Consider the following 20,696-nt stretch of genomic DNA (forward strand, 5'->3'; position numbering starts at 1 on the left):
GGTAAAATAAAAGCGGATGGATATTCCAACTCCATGGCATCCCCACACTCACTCACCGGATGCCTTGGAGATTTTTTTTGTAAAAAAGAGGCGGAGCTACATATAGTTTAAATGTAACGCTCTTTTCGTATAGATTGTTGTTATTTAACCCGCAACCTGAATACACTTCGCTTTCCACGGGGCGAGCGCCGAGCCGCTTCGTCGCTACGCTCCTGCTTTCTTCTCGCCTGTCTCGCTAATCCCGCAGGAGTCGTGCGGACGCCTCTCCTAACCAACATGATGGTCGTTTTCAAACTCTCTATACCAATTTCCCCCTAATAAATTTAAGTGTTTCACCTATAATTTATCTAATAAAGCACTTTTTCAGTGCCGTCGCTATACTCCTGCAGGGTCTCGTCTTTCTCACATTCCCACAGGAGTCTACGTGTATTCAGTCTACTGAGTACTTCTTCTCCCATTTTGTTACGTAAGTAATAACAAACTTTTAGAAAACAGCCTTTTATTATTTCTATTTAAAAAAAATATAATTTTGATCAGCAAATAAATCTGTGTATGAAAATAGACATTATAGGAAATTTTAGTAATGAAAGAATCAATAAAAACTTAAACATGGAGCGTATAAAAGATGAACAGCTCATGGAATCGACTAACTCCAAAAAAGAAAAGAAACAAACAAGCGGTCCAGTATGTAGATAGGGAATTAAAAAACTTTACTGCAGAAGAACTGGATTTGAATCTAAATATTAATATTAATAACATTAAACAGGCATTAGGGAACAGCAGTGATGTCAGTATTCGCGAGTTTAAGATGGGAAGCCCATTCAATAAGAAAGTTGCTACCGTTTATATTAATGGGTTAACAGATAAACAGATCATGGGAAATTTTATTATTAATAAACTAATGAATGATATAACTATCGCGGAACATGCGGATCAATCTATTTCTACTCAAATAGGCACTTTTATCAAAGAACATATATTAACGATCACACATGTGGAGGAAGTAAAAGATTGGAAGAAACTCTTTCTCTCTCTTTTATCAGGTCAAACAATTGTTCTGGTGGATGGATGGGATCAGGCGCTTGGATGTGCAGCACAAGGAGGAGAATTAAGAGGAATCTCAGAACCATTAGCTGAGCCATCTGTAAGAGGACCAAGAGATAGTTTTACAGAGTCGCTAATAACCAATACTGCTTTGATTCGCAGCAGAATTAAAACACCTGATTTATGGCTGGAAACAAGAGAAATAGGCAGCATTACTCAAACACAAATTGGAATTATGTATATAAATGGCATCGTCAACAACAAACTTTTAAAAGAAGTAAGGGAAAGACTGGATAAAATCGAAGTAGATGAAGTAACCGGTTCGAGCACCATTGAAGAATGGATAAGCGATAAAACAGCTACCCCTTGGCCGACCATGTTTGTAACAGAAAGACCAGATGTTGTAGCTGGAAATTTACTTGAAGGTCGTGTGGTTATTTTCGTCAATGGAACTCCAAACCCTTTAATATTGCCAGCAACATGGATTCAATTTTTTCAGACAGCTGAAGACTATTATTTACGATGGAACATTGTGGGATTTTTAAGGATCATCAGAATAATTTCCTTTTTTATTACCCTTCTTGGTCCATCTCTATTTATTGCCTTTTTGTCTTTTCATCAAGAATTAATTCCTACACCTCTTCTTATTAATCTTGCAGCACAGCGGCAGAATGTTCCATTTCCTATTATTATAGAGGCTTTGTTGATGGAATTTACCTTTGAGGTTTTAAGGGAAGCAGGTGTAAGGATGCCTCGACCTGTTGGGCAGGCTGTTTCCATCGTCGGCGCCCTTGTATTGGGAGAAGCTGCAGTTTCTGCTGGAATTGTTTCAAGTGCCATGGTTATTGTTGTTGCAGCAACAGCAATCTCTAGTTTTACCATCCCGCATTATACGATGACAGATGCGTTACGTTTACTTCGTTTTAGCTTTATGATTTTAGCTGCTACGTATGGACTTTTTGGAATTGGATTAGGTGTAATTGTATTAATTGCACATACTTGCAGTCTCCGATCTTTTGGAATTCCATATTTGGCTCCGTTTTCTCCTATTATTTTAGAGGATCAAAAAGATGCCATTATCCGAGTGCCATTTCCATTTATGTCCAAACGACCTCGCTTAATTAGTCAAAACAAGGTAAAGAGAACGGGGAATACGGAAAATCTAGGACCACCTTCCGATAAAGAGAAGAAAAAAAATAATCAACCAAAGAGTGATTCAAATGAAACATAATGTTATTTTTATGTGGTTATTATGTTTAACCACCACCATTTTATCCGGATGTTGGGACAGTAGAGAATTGCCAAAATTGAATATTGTTTCTGCTATTGCCATTGACAAGGATGATGAGGATGAAAATAGATATCGCACGACTGTTCAAGTTATTAATCCTCCTCAAGTCGCAGGAGGTCAACAAGGAGGAAAAGTACAGGCAGCCCCTGTTATAACATTAACTAATTCTGGCAGTACGTTATCGGAATCACTTAGAAAAATCTCGCCAATGCTGCCAGGACAGTTATTTTTCCCTCATATCCAAGTTATGGTAATTAGTGAAGATGTTGCAAAAGATGGCATTCAGCATTTATTTGATGTGATTGAAAGAGATTCCAAGTTTCGTCTCCTTTTCCCAGTTGTAATTGCACGAAACACTTCAGCGAAAGATATACTGCAAATAACCACCCAAGTATATCCAATTCCTTCTGATGAAATAGATGAAAATTTACTATCATCAGAAGATGAATGGGGAGAGTTTATTCGTACACAAGTAGATCAGGTTATAGAAGGGTTGAAGGAAGGAAGTCTTGTAGTGTCAGGCATTCAAATAACTGGCAATAAAGAGCAAGGAAATAAAACGGAAAATTTGCAGCAAATCTCTCCTGGTGCAAAAACAGAAGTAGGTGGACTTGGTCTATTTACGAATGGAAAATTAAATACATGGCTAGACGGAAAAACGGCTAGAGGCACTACTTGGATCATGAATGAAATGAAAAAAACAGTACTAAATTTAGACTGCAAAGACATGAAAGAAGCAATCTCCATAGAGTTATCTCGTTCCAAAACAAAAATAAATGTCACGATAAAAAACAATCAACCCGTTATCCAAATACATGTTAATGCAGAAGGAACTATTTCAGAAACGCTTTGTTCTATCGATCTTTCACAACAAAAGGAAATAAAGAAACTGGAAAAAGAGATGGAAAAAGAGATAAAGGAAGAAATTAAAAATACGATTAATATGGCTCAAAAAGAAAAAAGTGATTTTTTAGGTTTCGGTGAACATATTAACATGAAAGACAAAAAAACATGGAAAAAAATCGAAAAGAAATGGGATGCTGAAGTATTTCCCAAAACGGAAGTGAACATAAATGTAAATGCATTTATACGTCGAACAGGCATGCTTAGCAACCCTTCTAGTAAATGAATGGTACGTATAGCTCTAAAGATTGGAGATTTCATAAATGTGGAAAAAGCTAAAATAAGTGTTATTCAATTATTTTCGATAATGTTTATATTTGAACTGGGAACTGCTTTGGTAATCAGCTATGGAATAACGGCAAAAAAAGATGCTTGGCTTGCCATCCTTTTATCGATGGTTGGAGGGATTATCTTATTTTTTATTTACTATTTATTATTCCGCCAATATCCAAAGCTTCCCCTCACAAGCTATACAAGGAAGATTTTTGGCAAATACTTAGGATGGGCTGCTGGTTTTTTATATGTTATTTATTACTTGGATATTGCCTCGAGAAATATTCGTTAGCTGGGCGACTTGCTTATCTCATCTACCTATAGGGAAACACCATTAATAGCCATCACCATCCCATTGGTTCTTGTCATCTGTTACGTACTTTACTTGGGTGTAGAAGTTTTAGCTAGAACTTCTGAAATATTTTTTGTCATTTTATGTTTGTTTGGGTTGGCAGGAAACTTTTTGGTTTTGGCTTCAGGGAATGTGGAGTTTCATCATCTTCTCCCTTTTCTCGAGAATGGATGGCAGCCTATTTTTAAAACAGTTTTCCCTCATACGATCGCTTTTCCCTTCGGAGAAATGATTGTGTTTACGATGCTTCTTCCCTATTTAAATCAAGCAAAATATGTGAAAAAAGTATGGTTGTCCGCCTTAATCGCTAGTGGTGTTATTTTAAGCTGGACCGTTAGTTTAAATATTGCCGTTCTTGGCATGGAAGCGACAGAACGGGCTTCTTTTCCTACTCTCACAACGGTTGGAAAAATCAATCTGCTAGATTTCGTGCAAAGACTTGATGCTATAGTGGTATTTACTTTATTAATCACTGTGTTTTTCAAAGCATCCATCTATATATATGTTTCAGTCATGGGAATAGCAGATTTATTTAAACTGAACAGCCATCATCGAATTCTGCTGCCGATCGGAATCATTGTCACCTATGTATCGATGATTATGGCATCAAATTTCCAAGAGCTAACGAAAGAAGGGAAACTTATAAGCTATTATATGCATTTGCCTATGCTACTAATTATTCCGTTAGGCATGTTAACGGTTTCCTTTATTCGAAATAGGTTCAAGAAGAAAGCTAACTTCGACCATTAACAATCATCATAAAGAAGGGAAAAAAGATGCAAAAGATTTATATTTATAACCATTATATATACTGAATTAGCATGCATGAAAGATAGGTGAAATTTTTATACAATGGAAAAAGCTAAAATTAATGCTATTCAATTATTTTCGTTGATGTTTATATTTAATTTAGGAACGGCTTTGGTAATTAACTATGGTCTATTGGCAAGAAAAGATGCTTGGTTCGTCGTCCTTTTAGGTACATGCGCAGGAATTATCTTATTTTTCCTTTATTACTTATTATTTCGCCAATATCCAAAGCTCCCACTTACAAGCTATGCAAGAAAAATCTTAGGGAAATACTTAGGCTGGATTGTTGGCTTTTTATATGTCCTATATTTTTTGTATATTGCCTCTAGAAACATTCGTGATATTAGCGACTTGCTGGGTGCATCTACCTTAAGGGAAACACCATCAGTAGCCATTGCCATTCCATTGATTATCGCCATCTGTTATGTCCTTTTTTTAGGAGTAGAAGTATTAGCTAGAACTTCCGAAGTATTAATTGTAATGTTGTTCTTATTTGGTGCGGCAGGAAACTTTTTTGTTTTGGTTTCAGGCAATATAGAATTCCATAATCTTCTCCCTTTTTTAGAAAATGGATGGAAACCCGTTTTAAAAACCTTACCTAAAATAGTCCCTTTGCCTTTCGGAGAAATGGTTGTTTTTACAATGCTTCTCCCCTTTTTAAATCAAGCTAAAAAGGTAAAAAAAGTATGGCTGTGGGCTATGATCTCAAGTGGTGTCATTCTAAGCTGGACCGTTGGTTTAAATATTGCCGTTCTTGGGGTGAGTGCAACAGCAGATGCTACTTTTCCTACTCTTACAACAGTAGGAAAGATTAATTTATTAGACTTTATACAAAGGCTTGATGCCATTGTCGTATTTACTATGTTGATTACTGTATTTTTTAAAGTATCTATATTTATCTACGCTTCTGTTATGGGGATAGCAGATTTATTTAAACTGAACAATTATCAGCGCATTTTGTTTCCAATCGGGAGCATTGTCGTCTATATATCATTGATTATGGCAGCCAGTTTTCAGGAACATATAGCTGAAGGCGATAAAATGCTGTATTATATGCATTTTCCGATGATAATCATTATTCCCTTGCTTCTATTACTTGTTTCTTTTATACGAAGCAGGTTCAAACAAAGCTAACTAGAACCCTTCAGAGTTTCGAAAAAGTAAGACTACAAACATTCAGGCTGCTTGAAAACGTTTGTCTATCGAGGAACGACCCTTTTTGAGGAGCGGCGGCCAACAGGATGTTGGTCAGAACGACGTTGCCACAGGCTCGCAGGATGCGAGTCAATCGACGTTGCCACAGGACGTTGCGCATTTAGTCGATTTTCCTTTAATACGTATTTAGTCGTTCATCCACTTTACCTGGTAATGAGCACCGAAAAAAACGGGGAGTGACGAAGAGAGCGAATGTTTTTCAACAGCCTGGAAAGCTAACTAGAACCTTTTTTCTCTTTTCTAATCATCACGATTTGCTGCACGATAACGATAATAATAAAGCCTGCTAACACAACATACTCTCCTGCGTGCATAACCTTAAACGGATCAATGAAGTGATTAAGCGATTGAGTGAGGCTTTCTCCAATCAATAAATCTAATGCTACAATAATCATTAATGAACAAAACAAAGTAACAAAAAAAACACCAAATAGTTTCATCTGTTTATCTCCTTTACTATTTTTTATACCAATAGTATTTGTAGAAAAGGAAATAATAATCTAAAATTGCTCAGCGATACTAATAAATCAATTACGAAGAAAAACGAAAGTTTGTTATACACCCTGGTTTTATTTTAATGGCTACCCTGAAAAGAAGTTCCGCAGCGTGAATACACTACGCTTTCCGCGGGCGAGCGCCGAGCCGCTTCGTCGCTACGCTCCTGCAGGGTCTCGTCTGTCTCGCTTTCCCGCAGGAGTCTTCGTGTATTCACGCTGCTCTGCACTATAAATGTGAGAGACTTCTTCTTTCCATGCGCCATGTTGCGAATTTTATTAGCATGGGTGTCTACCCTAAAAATAAGCCCTGTTAAAAGCGGTTTTCCGAAATACTTCCATCCCCACACTCATGTGTACATCTTTATTTTTTTAAGTCTTCCCTGTAATATGCTAAAATCATATTAACTATTTAATTATCAAAATATTAACAATTACCATTTACAGAGGAAGAATGAAAATGAAAAAATTTATTACTCTATTACTTTTTATATTTTTATTTCCTTTCACGTCGAATGTTTTGGCAGAGGAAATAAAGCTAAACTCAACTATTTCTACAAAAGAACTATTTGATCCTAGCAAGGAGTATCAATCACAAGAATTGATCATCAAGTTTAAAGCAGGAATAACAGAAAAAGAACGAGTTCATCTTTTAACAGCAAGCAATCTTACAGAACAGTCTTTTTATAATGGCCTTTCTTTAGTAAAAGTATATTCACAAGAACCGTTAAAAAAAGTAGTGGACAAGTTATTAACAGATGCAAGGATAGAATTTGCCGAGCCAAACTATGAAATCAAAGCATCTTATTTACCAAAAGATTCTTCCTATCATAAACAATGGTATTTAAACACAGTGAACAGCGAAAAAGCATGGGATGAAACAAAGGGCTCCTCAAAAATTACGGTTGCTGTCATTGACGGAGGAATGCAAACAGACCATCCCGAATTTAAAGGTCGCATCGTCTCTCCATATAATGCTGTAACAAACAATCATTCCATAAATCCTGATATCCATGGGACACATGTAGCAGGAATTATTGCTGCCGCCAATGATAAAAAAGGAACGATTGGAATTGCCCCAAATGTTCATATTATGCCCATAAATATTTTTACAGGAGATGGAGCGGACGCTTATGATGAATCGGTAGGTATTATGTATGCAGTCGATCATGGGGCAAACATCATTAATATGAGTTACAACAGTCTGCAGTATTCATATGCAGAAGAACATGCAATCAAATATGCAGCATCAAAAGGGGTTGTCTTAGTTGCGGCAGCAGGCAATGACGGAAATAATGCACAAAATTATCCAGCTGCATATGACTCAGTTATTGCCGTAACCGCTACTGATGACAAAGACCAACTGACAAACTTTTCGAATTACGGGGCATCTGTAGATATTTCTGCACCAGGAAATACGATCTATTCCACTTCACCAACGAATAGTTATAAAACAATGAGCGGTACGTCTATGGCAGCACCTGTTGTATCCGGTGTAGCTGCACTTGTACTATCAAAAAATCCTTTGTTATCACTAGAAGATGTGACAAACATATTAATTACTTCTACAAAAGACCTCGGAGCAGCTGGAAGGGATGAACAGTTCGGATATGGTCGTATTGATGCAGAAAAAGCACTTACTAACACCCCTGCTCCCCTTAGTGAATTAATCGTTAGTGGAAAAAAGAAAAACAATGTCTCCATCTCTATATATAAAGGATGCAACGTTTCGCTCACTGTCGAAAATGAACAACGGAAAACGATTAAAACCATCACTTCTATTAAAAAATGGAATGGTGGCACACTTTCTGCCACATGGGACGGTACGGATAATCAAAACCATTTGGTCTCTAATGGAAAATATAAATTTGTTGTAAAAGCTAAAAATGGAAAAGAAGTAATAGCAAAATCAAAAATAATAAACTTTATCAATGAAAGCACACCAAATATTAAAATGAAAAGCAGCGCTCCTGTCCACTTTTCACCAGTACAAAAGAAAAAAGGAACGTTCTCTTTCCAATTAACGAAAAACGCAAAAGTAAATGCGAAAATAATAGACAATAAAGGAAAGTACGTCAAAACAATTTTATCTAAAAAACCATTAACAGCTGGAAACTATTCTTTTTCATGGGACGGCACAAGTTCAAAGAAAAAGAGAGTAAAAGATGGAAACTATCAATTAGTACTCACTATTGCAGAAAGTAAAAAGAAACCAACTTCCACTAAAATGGTCGTTGATACAAAAGCACCTGCTGTAAAAGAACAATTATCTTCTTCTACTTTACAAATGAACGGCCAAACAAATATAAACTCTACTCTCGAATTATCAGAAGATGCAAAGGTTACTGCTTTTATTCAAACAGATAAAGGTCAGAAAATAAAAAAACTCGTAAATAATATAGCGGTAAAAACAACGAAAACAACATTCAACTGGAATGGAAAAAATGATCAACAGGCTTTTGTACAAGAAGGAAACTATAACTATTTTTATGAAATAAAAGATAAAGCAGGCAATATCATAAAGAAGAACAGTGCTGCTTTCTTTGTACAAGATTGGCAAAAACCGTCCTTAGAAGTGAATAATGTAGTTTATGATAAAACAACTGCGGATGTTTCGATTCCATATACCGCTTCAAAACACGGAGGTCTACGAGTCGAAATTTTCAAAGAAAACATATCTATCAAAACGCTTGAGATAGAAACAACTGTAGGAAATCAAATTATAACATGGGATGGAAAAGATAATAACGGCAACACTTTAGAAGATGGAAATTATGAAATAAGGATGACGTTAACAGACGCCTATCAACAAAGTATATTAAAAACAGCAACTTTAACAGTAGGTGCAACTCCCTAACATTAAAGCCTCCAACGAAAGTCAGTATGCCGCCATTATGACGCAGCAAATGTGGCAGATGCATTAGGCAATAAATATAGGAATGAATACGAGCTAAGAAAAGTGCAGGCGCCTTGTTCAGCCCCGAAGAAAAATGTTCTCTTGACTCAAAAAGTGTTTTTTACTTTTAGAGGCAAGAGGTTATCTTTCACAGGGGCTAGGCGCCGGAGCTAGACACTAAACTAGTTCAAAATTTTATCTTTCTATCTTTTGAAAAAAAGGGAATCCATCGCGTTGATTTTGTCAAAGTGCTGGATTCCCTTTTTAATCTTACTACTGTTCAGCGTTTCTTGAATCTATATTACTATTTATTAGATTTCCAATGCAAAAAAATTGCAAAAATTGACTATTTGTTAACAAATTCAGTCCTTTCGTACCTTTCCCCTCTACCATTTTTACTAGATAATGGATAAAAAAAGGAGGAAAAAAGTGCTAAAAAAGGATGCTTATTTAAACTGTCTTGGTAGGTATCTTCGCGGAAAACGAATGGAAATGAATTTGACCATTACACAATTAGGAGAAATAACTGATCTTGATTTCAACCATTTAGGTAAAATCGAAAGGGGGGTTAAGTATCCAAATGGATATACTTTATTAATATTATGTGAAGCACTTAACATTGAATCATTTTCAGAGCTTCAGGCAGAATTACATAATATTCAAGCACAAAAAGCAATTAATTCAACTACTAATATGTGTTTAAAAAGGACCCAAACTAGAAGACAACGAAAAGATTAAAAGGTTTCATTTAGTTACTTTTTAAACATCCTCTACTAAGTTTTAACTAGACTACTTAATATAGGAGGAGTAAAGAATTGACATTAATTATACGAGATTATGATATCGATGAAAAGACATTGGCGCTTATTCCTGTAAAACATATTCATTATCATACCATTGTATTAACAAGCAACCAAAATTTATATGTTAAAAAAACACCATTCGAGCTTATTAAAAAAGCCGCTTTAAACGGAGGATCCGACTATAGAGGCCGACGAACTTCGATGATTTATTTAACTGGTATAAAACAAAAAAATCCGATTCCAATTAGTGAATCTAAAAACATCTTTGCCTTTCCTACTCAATCTCCGAAACAATTAAATTGTTATTGGATATTCTTTCACCATGTTGACAGTATTAAACCAATTGAATCTGCCTCCTCAGAACGCCATTCTATTATTTTATTTAAAAATAAACAAAAACTACATATTAAAGAATCTGTTTATTTATTAGAAAAACAAATGTACCGAACATGGTTATGCAAAAAAGCGCTTCAGAAGAGCTATTGACCTAGCCTTAGTAATATAGGTGTGTCTCTATTGAAAAAAATGACTTTAACAAAGCAGGAGCTGTCCCAAAGTAAATACCTTGAAAATTGAAAATCAAGAATGTTGATATATCAGTATTTTTAAACATAAATAGGGGCATCCCATAGCCGAAAAATCGACTTATTGGACAGCCCCTGCTTTTCTATAATTTATCATGACGTTTTGATGTAAAGGATTGGAATGAAATAATCTTGTTGCTGTTATCGTAAAAAAGATCATCTACATCGAGTTTCTCTGTTTCTAACGCATCCTCGTCTTCCCATACACCTTCTGTATAAAAAGGATAGAGATTTTCTGGATACGCTTCTTTGCTGGTTGCAAAGGTTGTATGCATATTTTCCAATTCTTCAACAAGTACATGTTCTATTGCTGTTACCTTTGAGGAAATACTGCTTTTGGAAACACCAAATTTTAACGCCAACTCTTTTTGAGTAAGGATATCAGCATACGGGAGATTTTGACTACTCAAATAAACCAGGGCAGCCACGTAAATCATTGGCTTTTTTATGTTTGGATTTTTCCGCTGACAATATTGATACCATAAATGTACCACTATATCGATCATTCCTTCATCCGCATCCAATTCCATCATAAAATCAACAAAAAGTAATGCCACTTTTCTTTGCTTAGCGTTCTTCCAATCCAACCGCTCAAACGATACATCGGATGAACCAAAGAAAAAAAGTGCAAGTACTTCTGGATAATTCTTACTTACAAAAGTAGTCTTCTCTGTCTCTTCGCTATTTTCATATAAGTCTAGAACAGCTTCTACTATTCCATCACTGATATTTGCCGGCATTTCAACATATGTCGTAAAAAACAATGCTGTTTCTCCTGCTGGGAGAATAGTTCCTAAGACAATTCCTCCAAGCTGAATAGTTGCTTCCTCATCAAACAATTTTATTTGATAGATTTGCTTTGTAAAAATATCCTGTACGGTTACATAGTCATCTTGATAGCTTTGAATAATACAAATGGCAGATTGTGCTTGCTTCCATCCTTGCAGCAAAGACTTTATTCGTTTGCCTTTAATCGAATCACTAAAGCTTTCAATATATTCGACCATAATTGTTTTGCCTTGTAATTCCACACAAGAAATAAGCCATGTGGTGGTAAAAAAGTGAAGTAAATCCTTAATTTCTGGTGTTACGGTCAGATGCTTGTAACATTTCTCTAAGTAATCGTCTATCTCAGATGCATATTGGTTAATTGCATATTCAAAAATATCGATCTGAATATTATTCAGTTCATTTTCAATCTTATGATTTAATGAAAGAATATGTTTTTTTCCACAGCAGTTTATCCATTTTTTTTCACTGCCACAACTGCATAAACCATCTTGTACTTTTCCGACCATCACTTTCCCCCCAATCACAGCTTCTTCTTTCCGCTACATTCTCCATTGGTGCCATACTGCTTTTTATTGCTTATTTACTTTCCTTATTATAACATGTATACCCTTCAGTTGGATGCAACGCTAATATTTATAGTGACACAAAATGGAACCATGATCCTCTCAAAAGATATCATAAAGAAAGGTGTTCCTTTTTATCTTTTCTCTAATTTTGTTAAAATATAACGTAACAAATATAGAAGGGAGTTTTCAACAATGGAAAAGTCTCCAAAACAATTAGAAGAAGACATAGAAGTTGCAGGCAAACATTATTCAGAAGATAAATTTTGGGAGAAATTAAAAAAATTCGGAAAAAAAGCTGGTTCTTCCGTTGTTTATGCCGTTTTACTTTTATACTACACCTTAAAAAAGCCGGAAGTTCCTGCTAAAACAAAAGCAACCATTATCGGAGCTTTAGGATATTTTATCCTCCCATTTGATTTAATCCCAGACTTCGCTGTTGGGATTGGCTATACAGATGATTTAGGTGCATTAGGCTTCGCTTTACTGCAAGTTGCCATGTATATAGATGACGACATAAAAAACAAAGCAAAAGCTAAATTAAGTGATTGGTTTGGCAGCCATACAGATACTGCTGCTATTGATGAGAAAATTAAGTAAACTTCCTTCAGTGATAGGTAAAAAACAAATGCTCAAGCGCCTTGAACAGCTCTGAAGAAAATATTTTCATGACTCAAAAAGTATTTTTTACTTTTGGCTGTTTACGTAAAGATTGTTGCTTTTAAACGCGCAGCCTGAATACACTTCGCTTTCCGTAGGCGAGCGTCGAGCCTCCTCGTCGCATACGCTCCTGTGGGGTCTCGTCTTTCTCGCATTCCCACAGGAGTCTACGTGTATTCAGTCTGCTGAGTACTTTTTCTCCCATTTTTTTACGTAAATAACAACAAACTTTGAGAAAACAGCCTTTCTTTTAGAGGTATGGGGTTATTTTTCACAAGAGCTAGGCGCTGGCCGATTAAAGGCTCCACGTCCTGTGGTAACATCGGCACTAGTACGTCATGTACGTCGAAGCTGGATGCGGACTCAACTGCTAAGTTAGCCACAACTCCGTTTCGTTTATAATTTCCTGGTGTACAATGAAAAAAGCTAGGGAACAATATCTCCTAGCTTTTCTACGTTATTGAGTAACTTCTGATTTTCTTTGTAAAAACAACTGCAGTAAATCTTCCTCACTATACTGCTGTTTTAGAAGGAAATCGATCATTTCCCGAACTGCTCCATTTCCGCCACTCGCTTTTGTTACTAGCTTTGCCTGTTTTTTGACAAAATCAATGGCATTTTGTGGGGCACACGGAAATCCTACCGTTTTTAAAATAGGAATATCGTTGAGATCATCTCCAATATAACAAACTTCCTCTAAATCTATTCCTATTTGATCGATTATTTCATATAATATGGTTAATTTATCCATAATCCCTTCATATACAAAATCAATCTTTAGCTCCTCTGCTCTTTTCAAGACAGCTTTTGATTTTCTTCCAGTAATAATCGCCGTTTTTATTCCTGCTTGGTGGGCTAAACTAATGCCCATGCCGTCTTGTGTGTGAAATGCTTTATATTCGGTGCCATCTGAACCGATAAACAACCGGCCATCTGTTAATACACCGTCTACATCAAATACAATCAGTTTAATCTTAAACATAAGTAACCTCTACAATCCTAAATTCATTAAATCATGCAAATGCAGCATGCCTACTGGTGAATTATTTTCATTGACAATCGGCAGTACGGTTATTTTTTTACTTTCCATTAACTGCAACGCCTCTACCGCTAATGTTCCTTCCTCTACTGCGATAGGAACATCTGGGGCAAGACTTTCCACCGTTTCATTTAAAGCATCCATCGAAAGTGAGAAGGCACGTCGGATATCTCCATCCGATAAGACACCGACTAAGTGATCTGCCTCATCAACAATGCTGGCAGCTCCTAATCCTTGATCCGTCATTACAAATAAGGCATCCTTCACTTTGTCTCCTTGCCGCACACTTGGATTTTTCCGTGTATCCGCCACAACATCATCCACTTTTAACAGAAGTTTTCTTCCTAATGATCCACTTGGATGGAATAAAGCAAAATCTTCTGGGCGAAACTTTCTCGCTTCTAAGAGTGCAATGGCCAGAGCATCACCTAATGCTAACGTTACAGTAGTACTTGTTGTCGGCGCTAATCCTAAAGGACATGCTTCCTCAAATTCCCCAAGACATAATACAATATCGGCTTTTATGGCTAATGTAGAAAAGTTGTTTTTGGAAATCGCAATTAATTTTGCGCCAATTGTTTGAATGGACGGAAGCAAACTTAATACTTCTTCACTTTCTCCACTATTAGAAATAGCAAGAACAACATCATCAGCCGTTATCATTCCAAGATCCCCATGGAGTCCTTCAGATGGATGCAAAAAACAAGAAGGTGTACCTGTACTAGATAAAGTGGATTTAATTTTCCTTGCAATAATACCTGATTTTCCAATACCAGTAACTACTACTTTTCCTTTACACGATAATATTAACTCAATCGCTTCTTCTATGGAAGAATCAAGAACATGACGTAAATCTAAAATGGCTTGCGCTTCTTTTTCTAAAACCGTGGCAAATGTATCTGTATAATCGAGTCTAGTCAAATTGGCATCTTGCATTCGATTCACTCCTATTGTTACAGATTTTTTATTAACCGGTCAATCTCTTGAATTGACTTTAATACTTCTTCTAGCTTCTCTAGCTTTACCATATTCGGTCCATCTGACAACGCTTCATCTGGATTTGGATGCACTTCCATAAATATCGCTGAAATACCAACAGCAGCAGCTGCACGAGACAAATATGGAACGAATTCACGCTTCCCGCCTGTTGTTGTGCCATTTCCTCCAGGTATTTGCACACTATGTGTCGCATCAAAGACAATCGGTGTACCTAACTCATTCATTGAGATAAGCGATCTCATGTCCACAACTAAATTATTGTACCCAAAAGTGGAACCACGCTCTGTTAATAAAATTTGCTCATTTCCCGATTCCTTCAGCTTCGTCACGACATTTTTCATATCCCACGGTGCTAAAAACTGTCCCTTTTTTACATTCACAATTTTCCCTGTTGCTGCTGCTGCAACTAATAAATCCGTTTGTCTGCATAAAAATGCTGGAATTTGCAGAATATCCAGTACTTCTGCTGCTTTTGCAGCCTGATTCGGTTCATGAATATCTGACGTAACTGACACTTCAAATTTTTCTTTTACCTTTGCCAATATTTCCAACCCTTCGTCAAGTCCTGGTCCTCTAAATGAATGGATAGAGGATCGATTTGCTTTGTCATAAGAAGCTTTAAAAATGAAAGGAATTCCTAGCCTAGAAGTAATTTCTTTTAATTGCCCAGCCGTTTCCATAATTAATGCCTCATCTTCAATGACACATGGGCCCGCTATTAATACAAAAGGGTAGTTTCCTCCAAAAGCAATTGAATCGTTTAGTGTTATTATATTGGTGATAACACATACCTCCTTTAAATTTTTGTCGAGAGATTGAGAATAATTTACTTTGCAAACATAGTTTAAGTGGATAATTTGAAGGGTCAGTTCCAGTGGGAAAATTCGGATAATTCAGTTTTATTTGCCGTGTAGTTTACATAATACAATAGATTAGAAAATAAATAAAGCAATACGCTAAATTTTCTAATATTTCTTTTTTTGTAATAGCATTCAATTGATGACCGATTTTACTCGATTGGGAGAAGTGAACATAAAGTAAAATATCTAAGTTTTTGACAAACACCATACTAAGAAAAGCGCAAGCGCCCTTGCTCATCGACGGAAAAAGCTGGACTGAATCGAGTGAGATAAAGGAAACACGAAGAGCGTGAGCGATTCGATGTTAACTTATCGTAGACGAGGTGAGGGAAGCGTTGAAGTCGATAGGGCGCTGGAGCTAGACACTAAACTAGGTTCGAAATTTTATACTTTCTTATCTTTGAACAAAAGCGCAAGCGCCTTGAACAGCTCTGAAGAAAAATGTTCACATGACTCAAAAAGTGCTTTTTACTTTTAGAGGCATGGGGTTATTTTTCACAAGAGCTAGGCGCTGGAGCTAGATGCGGACACAACCACCGAGTTATCCACAATCCCATTTCGTTTATAATTTCCTGACGATAAAAAAGGTTGATATGAAAGAGTCGTAAAACCCTTTCATATCAACCTATAAGTTAAGGAATGCTACTGAATAACTTTTAATCTCTCAAACATATGATTTATTCATGAACATGAAACACTCCGTCTAAGATTATTCCCTTTCAACAAAACCTTAATTAGTAGGAGAGGAAGCATTTTCAATGTCTACTCTTTTTTCCTTGCTCGACGGCTGCATCAAAACAATATAAGAAATGAAGCCGAAGCCAATTCCTAAAAACCACGAATAGGTGTAGAGATCTTTAAGCGCTGGAACCATCAACCCTATAAAGGATGCGATTAATCCAATCACTAATGCGATGAACGCTTTTGGATTATAGCCTTTTTTATAAGCATAATCTCCATCCTTTTTATAAAAGCTTGCCAAATCGTACTTCTTGCGTTTCACAATATAATAATCTGCAATCATAATCCCTGCTACCGGACCAAGCGCCCCTCCAATTGCACCAAGAACGTTAAAGATCGTTCCTGCATTGTTGAACCAAAGCCATGGCATAAAAAACACGGCTAATACGATAGAGATAATGCCAGCTCTAACAAAAGTTAGTTTCTTAGGAAATAAATTGACTAAATCATATGCTGGAGATACAACGTTTGCTGCAACATTCACCGACAATGTCGCAATCAGCAATGCAAATGCGCCTAAAATAAGGACAATTGGATTTCCAAATGCTTGCAGAAGTTCGACCGGATTCCAAATAGGTCTGCCAAAAGCAATAATCGTGCCTGAGGTAGTAATAATACTCATAATCGAAAAAATAATAGCTGTTCCTGGCAACCCTATGCCTTGACCAATAACCTGATCCTTTTGACTACGAGAAAAACGGGTAAAATCAGGAATATTCAAAATTAAGGTGGCCCAGGTTCCAACAAGTCCTGTAACGGAAATCCAAAATACATTCCAAAATTCTCCTCCTGATAGTGTAGAAGGTTCAGAAAATAAAGGCCCAACCCCCTTTGAAACGACAATTGCCCAAATGACAAGTCCCAACCCCAGTATAATTACAAGAGGACCTGCCCATAGTTCAAAGAATTTCACACGTTCCATCCCATGAGAGATGATAACTGCATGCAATATCCAAAATAATGCTACTGCGATAGCGTCATTTAAACCCATTCCAATAATATGAATATCCGATAAACTGTTCCACCCAGGTATTAAAACACCTAAGACAGCTCCAACCGCCTTGCTTCCTGCATACGCTTGTACGGCAAACCAAAAAATTGCAACAAATCCTCGGATAATGATAGGGAATTGTGCGCCATTATAACCAAAAGAGGCACGAACTAATACAGGGAAAGGCACACCAAATTTTGCTCCCGATGAACTATTCAACCACATCGCAATAATCAAAATAATATTGGCAAAAATCACCGTTCCTAATGCTTGCCAAACATTCATTCCTAGGCCAAGCAAACTTCCTGCTGTCTCATAAGCTACAATATTATGAACCATTCCCATCCATACTGTTGTGTAATTCAGCCAAGTCCAATTTCTTTTCTCCTTTGGAACGGGTGCAAGGTCTTCATTGTATAAAGATGGATCCTTTACTTTCAAAACATTCGTTTCGTCAACTAAATTAGTATTCATCTTATATCCCCCTTGTTTAATGGCAGATTTTGACCAAAGTAATAAATGATGAGACTTTCATTTGCAGCTTAATGTTGAAACTTTTCGCCTCCTTATAAAAAGTCTAAATTTTCTGATTTTTATATTTTAACACGCTCTTTTTATTTGAACAATCATTTATTTTGTAAAAACCTAAAAATTTACAAAAGATTCTAACGATACATTTTGAAAAGTTTTTTAATAAAGGCTGTTTTCGTATAGATTATTACTTTTAAACGACAGCCTGCTAAGAAACGCTTTTCCAAATGTATCAAATGTATTCAACAAACTTTGAGAAAACTGCCTTAATAAATAAGATTTTACTGAATCATTAGGGGTTTGGAGAGAGATCTTATGTTAGTTTCTATACAAAAAAATCCTAATTAACGCTTGCCGCCCGTTAATTAGGATTTTTTCAATAGTCCATTTATTGTGCTTTTGCAGATGGTTGATAATTGCTTGAATTTTCATCAAGTTCGATTTTGATTGTTCCATCCAATACGCCTTGTGCACGTTCTTTATCAAGCAGTTTTTCCCATTTTGCGATAAAAAATGCTGCTACCGCATATCCAATTATATTTACTGTTGTACGATAATTCCCCATAAAACGGTCTGGTGCTAACATTAATGCCACCGCAGCAATTGGAATGCTGCCTGTTGCTGCAGCTGTTGCAGATAACGCAACAAAAGCAGATCCTGGGATACCAGCCATTCCTTTAGAAGTTAACAACAACACACCAAGTATTAATAACTGATCTCCGTAAGTTAAGTCAACTCCAGTTGCCTGCGCTAAAAACACAAGAGCGATTGATAAATAAATCGACGCACCGTCAAGGTTAAAAGAATATCCAGTTGGAACCACTAGTCCAACAACCGCTTTGTTGCAGCCTGCTTGTTCAAATTTTTTCATCAACTGCGGCATAACAGCTTCTGTGGAACCAGTTGCAAAAGAAAGCATAATCTCTTCACTAATATATTTAATTAATTTCCACAAACTTAAACCTATGAATACTCGGAAAATAATGGCCAATACGACAACAAATGCTAAACATGCTACCGTCATTGCTACAAAAAGTTTTCCAAAAGATGCTAACGTGTTCAATCCATACTGACTTACTGCAAAAGCCATCGCACTGAAAGTAGCAAGAACCGTCAGCTGCATAATATAGCCCATTATTTTGAAAAGAACATTATTGACATTTTCCAACACATCAATGAGCAATTCAGAAGTTCGGCCACCAATATGTACTACTGCAATTCCAAATAAACAAGAGATTAACAAAACTTGAAGCATGGAATTATTCGCAAACGCGCCAACTGCACTATCAGGGATCATATTAAGGAAAAAATCACCTTCGCTCGGCAATTGTGAACCACCTGTTTTTGCTTCTACATCACTTGTGCTTAATGTGGAAGGATCAATGTTTAATCCTGCACCAGGATTCATTAAGTTCGCGACTACCATTCCAATAATTAAAGCAAAAGTAGTAACAATCTCAAAGTATAAAATCGTTTTCCCGCCAATTTTCCCAACCGTTTTTATATTGCCTACATTTGCAATCCCAACAACAACAACACCAAAAATAAGCGGTGCGATGATCATTTTGATCAGCTTAATAAAGCCATCTCCAATCGGTTTTACGGCAGTCCCAAAAGCAGGCCATAAATAGCCAATTAAAACCCCAGCTACAATCGCTACCATAATTTGAAACAACATACCTTTGTAAAATGGTTTCTTTGCTTTTAATACACCTTCGTTTTTCATTACCATTCTCCCCTTTTCCAAATTTTTTCAGCAATGAATATTCTAGATGTTATCTCTGTTAACATGATAACGTAAAATATAGTAACATTCATTGTTGACTATTACTAAAAAAATGAAAAAACGTTAGTTAAGTTAACCAAAAAAAAACGATATATTCCGAATATTCAAATATATATTTTAGAAGATGTTCGTATCTAACCATTTTCTATTAGAACAAAAGTACAGGGCTAGGCGCTCTATGCTGGATACGAATCCAACCGTTAAGTTATCCCCGGATCCGTTTCGTTTGTATTTTCTTATACTGTAAAAAAAAAGACGATTCTTATTCAAAAAACTGAATAAGAGTCGTCTTAAGTTGGTTCATAGACCATATTTTTAGCGAATTACTGTTCATGTTAATTGCCTCCAGTAGATAAATTCTCTGCTGTACGTTCTTCTGCAAACTGTACTTTTCCATCTTGCAAGGAAGCAATTCGCGCTAATGATTCCAATCGATAGCCTTTTGCCATTAGTTCCTCTGCACCCGGCTGGAACGACTTTTCAATCAAAATACCAATGCCGCTGACTTTTGCTTTTGCTTGCTCGATAATGTCTGCCAATCCGATTGCTGCCTGTCCATTAGCCAGGAAGTCATCAATAATAAGAACAGAATCTCCTTCTGTAATATATTGCTTTGATACCGTAATTTTATTGGACTCTTGCTTTGTAAAGCTGTAAACAGTAGAAGTAAGCAAATCGCTTGTTAAAGTTAATGACTTTCTTTTTCTTGCAAAAATAACTGGAACATTTAATTCAAGACCTGCCATAATTGCAGGAGCAATTCCAGATGATTCAATCGTTAAAATCTTTGTAATAGACTCTTCTTTGAATCTTTTTGCAAATTCTATTCCGATTTCTTTCATTAAATGTGGATCCATTTGATGATTGATAAAAGAATCCACCTTTAGTACATTATCACTCAGCACAATGCCTTCTTTTTCAATTTTTTGCTTCAATAATTCCATCGTGTTTTCACCCACTCCTTTAAAAATAATAAAAAATAATCTGTTTCCCTTCGCAGCTCTGTCCCCTTTTCCATAAATAAAAAAGGCTGTTTTCGTATAGATTGTTGCTTTTAAACGCGCAGCCT

The 20,696-nt window shown here is 36.3% G+C and carries 15 protein-coding genes and 1 pseudogene; 8 read left to right on the forward strand and 8 right to left on the reverse strand.

Annotation, left to right across the window (positions count from 1 at the left end):
• Positions 1–625: 625 nt before the first annotated feature.
• The 4 genes and pseudogenes from ACTYA4_RS09885 to ACTYA4_RS09900 all read left to right on the forward strand — a co-directional run bounded on the left by ACTYA4_RS09885 (position 626) and on the right by ACTYA4_RS09900 (position 5,807).
• The gene (locus tag ACTYA4_RS09885) at positions 626–2,275 is read left to right on the forward strand and encodes a spore germination protein (RefSeq protein ID WP_443481929.1); all 1,650 of its coding nucleotides are present in this window, start codon (positions 626–628) and stop codon (positions 2,273–2,275) included.
• On the forward strand, positions 2,265–3,464 hold the full coding sequence (locus ACTYA4_RS09890; protein ID WP_443481930.1) for a Ger(x)C family spore germination protein: 1,200 nt from the start codon (positions 2,265–2,267) through the stop codon (positions 3,462–3,464). Before ACTYA4_RS09885 ends, ACTYA4_RS09890 begins: the two co-directional genes overlap by 11 nt.
• Positions 3,465–4,613, forward strand: a pseudogene (locus ACTYA4_RS09895) (GerAB/ArcD/ProY family transporter).
• A 102-nt stretch (positions 4,614–4,715) separates the two neighbouring features.
• Positions 4,716–5,807, forward strand: a complete 1,092-nt coding sequence (locus ACTYA4_RS09900) for a GerAB/ArcD/ProY family transporter (protein WP_443481931.1) — start codon at positions 4,716–4,718, stop codon at positions 5,805–5,807.
• A gap of 296 nt (positions 5,808–6,103) precedes the next feature.
• Here ACTYA4_RS09900 and ACTYA4_RS09905 read toward each other — a convergent pair whose 3' ends face one another.
• Entirely contained in the window at positions 6,104–6,328 is a 225-nt protein-coding gene (locus tag ACTYA4_RS09905; RefSeq protein WP_443481932.1) for a YczF family membrane protein, read from the reverse strand.
• Between the two features lie 514 nt (positions 6,329–6,842).
• On the opposite strand from ACTYA4_RS09905, the gene ACTYA4_RS09910 reads away from it, so the two are divergent.
• From ACTYA4_RS09910 to ACTYA4_RS09920, 3 genes are all read left to right on the forward strand, one after another.
• On the forward strand, positions 6,843–9,239 hold the full coding sequence (locus tag ACTYA4_RS09910) for a S8 family serine peptidase (protein WP_443481933.1): 2,397 nt from the start codon (positions 6,843–6,845) through the stop codon (positions 9,237–9,239).
• A 468-nt stretch (positions 9,240–9,707) separates the two neighbouring features.
• Positions 9,708–10,016: a helix-turn-helix domain-containing protein gene (locus ACTYA4_RS09915; protein WP_443481934.1), complete on the forward strand. Its 309-nt coding sequence runs from the start codon at positions 9,708–9,710 to the stop codon at positions 10,014–10,016.
• 77 nt (positions 10,017–10,093) lie between these two features.
• Positions 10,094–10,567, forward strand: coding sequence for a competence protein ComK (locus ACTYA4_RS09920; protein WP_443481935.1), 474 nt, complete (start codon positions 10,094–10,096; stop codon positions 10,565–10,567).
• A 181-nt stretch (positions 10,568–10,748) separates the two neighbouring features.
• Here the strand turns inward: ACTYA4_RS09920 and ACTYA4_RS09925 are convergent, their stop codons facing one another.
• The gene (locus ACTYA4_RS09925; protein WP_443481936.1) at positions 10,749–11,963 is read right to left on the reverse strand and encodes a hypothetical protein; all 1,215 of its coding nucleotides are present in this window, start codon (positions 11,961–11,963) and stop codon (positions 10,749–10,751) included.
• Positions 11,964–12,215: 252 nt separating this feature from the next.
• On the opposite strand from ACTYA4_RS09925, the gene ACTYA4_RS09930 reads away from it, so the two are divergent.
• Positions 12,216–12,620 carry a YkvA family protein gene (locus ACTYA4_RS09930; protein WP_443481937.1) on the forward strand — a complete coding sequence of 135 codons (405 nt, stop codon included), beginning with the start codon at positions 12,216–12,218 and terminating at the stop codon, positions 12,618–12,620.
• Between the two features lie 517 nt (positions 12,621–13,137).
• Here ACTYA4_RS09930 and ACTYA4_RS09935 read toward each other — a convergent pair.
• The 6 genes from ACTYA4_RS09935 to ACTYA4_RS09960 form a co-directional block, all read right to left on the reverse strand.
• The gene (locus tag ACTYA4_RS09935) at positions 13,138–13,662 is read right to left on the reverse strand and encodes a KdsC family phosphatase (protein WP_443481938.1); all 525 of its coding nucleotides are present in this window, start codon (positions 13,660–13,662) and stop codon (positions 13,138–13,140) included.
• 9 nt (positions 13,663–13,671) lie between these two features.
• A complete protein-coding gene (locus ACTYA4_RS09940) occupies positions 13,672–14,655 on the reverse strand; it encodes a KpsF/GutQ family sugar-phosphate isomerase (RefSeq protein WP_443481939.1) in 984 nt (327 codons plus the stop codon).
• A 17-nt stretch (positions 14,656–14,672) separates the two neighbouring features.
• Positions 14,673–15,500, reverse strand: a complete 828-nt coding sequence (kdsA, locus tag ACTYA4_RS09945) for a 3-deoxy-8-phosphooctulonate synthase (protein ID WP_445505624.1) — start codon at positions 15,498–15,500, stop codon at positions 14,673–14,675.
• Between the two features lie 808 nt (positions 15,501–16,308).
• Positions 16,309–17,784: an NCS1 family nucleobase:cation symporter-1 gene (locus ACTYA4_RS09950; protein ID WP_443481940.1), complete on the reverse strand. Its 1,476-nt coding sequence runs from the start codon at positions 17,782–17,784 to the stop codon at positions 16,309–16,311.
• Positions 17,785–18,229: 445 nt separating this feature from the next.
• Positions 18,230–19,567 carry a cation:dicarboxylate symporter family transporter gene (locus ACTYA4_RS09955; RefSeq protein ID WP_443481941.1) on the reverse strand — a complete coding sequence of 446 codons (1,338 nt, stop codon included), beginning with the start codon at positions 19,565–19,567 and terminating at the stop codon, positions 18,230–18,232.
• Positions 19,568–19,962: 395 nt separating this feature from the next.
• Positions 19,963–20,571: a xanthine phosphoribosyltransferase gene (locus ACTYA4_RS09960; protein WP_443481942.1), complete on the reverse strand. Its 609-nt coding sequence runs from the start codon at positions 20,569–20,571 to the stop codon at positions 19,963–19,965.
• Positions 20,572–20,696: the final 125 nt, after the last annotated feature.

Source organism: Niallia yueguangensis (assembly GCF_052663115.1).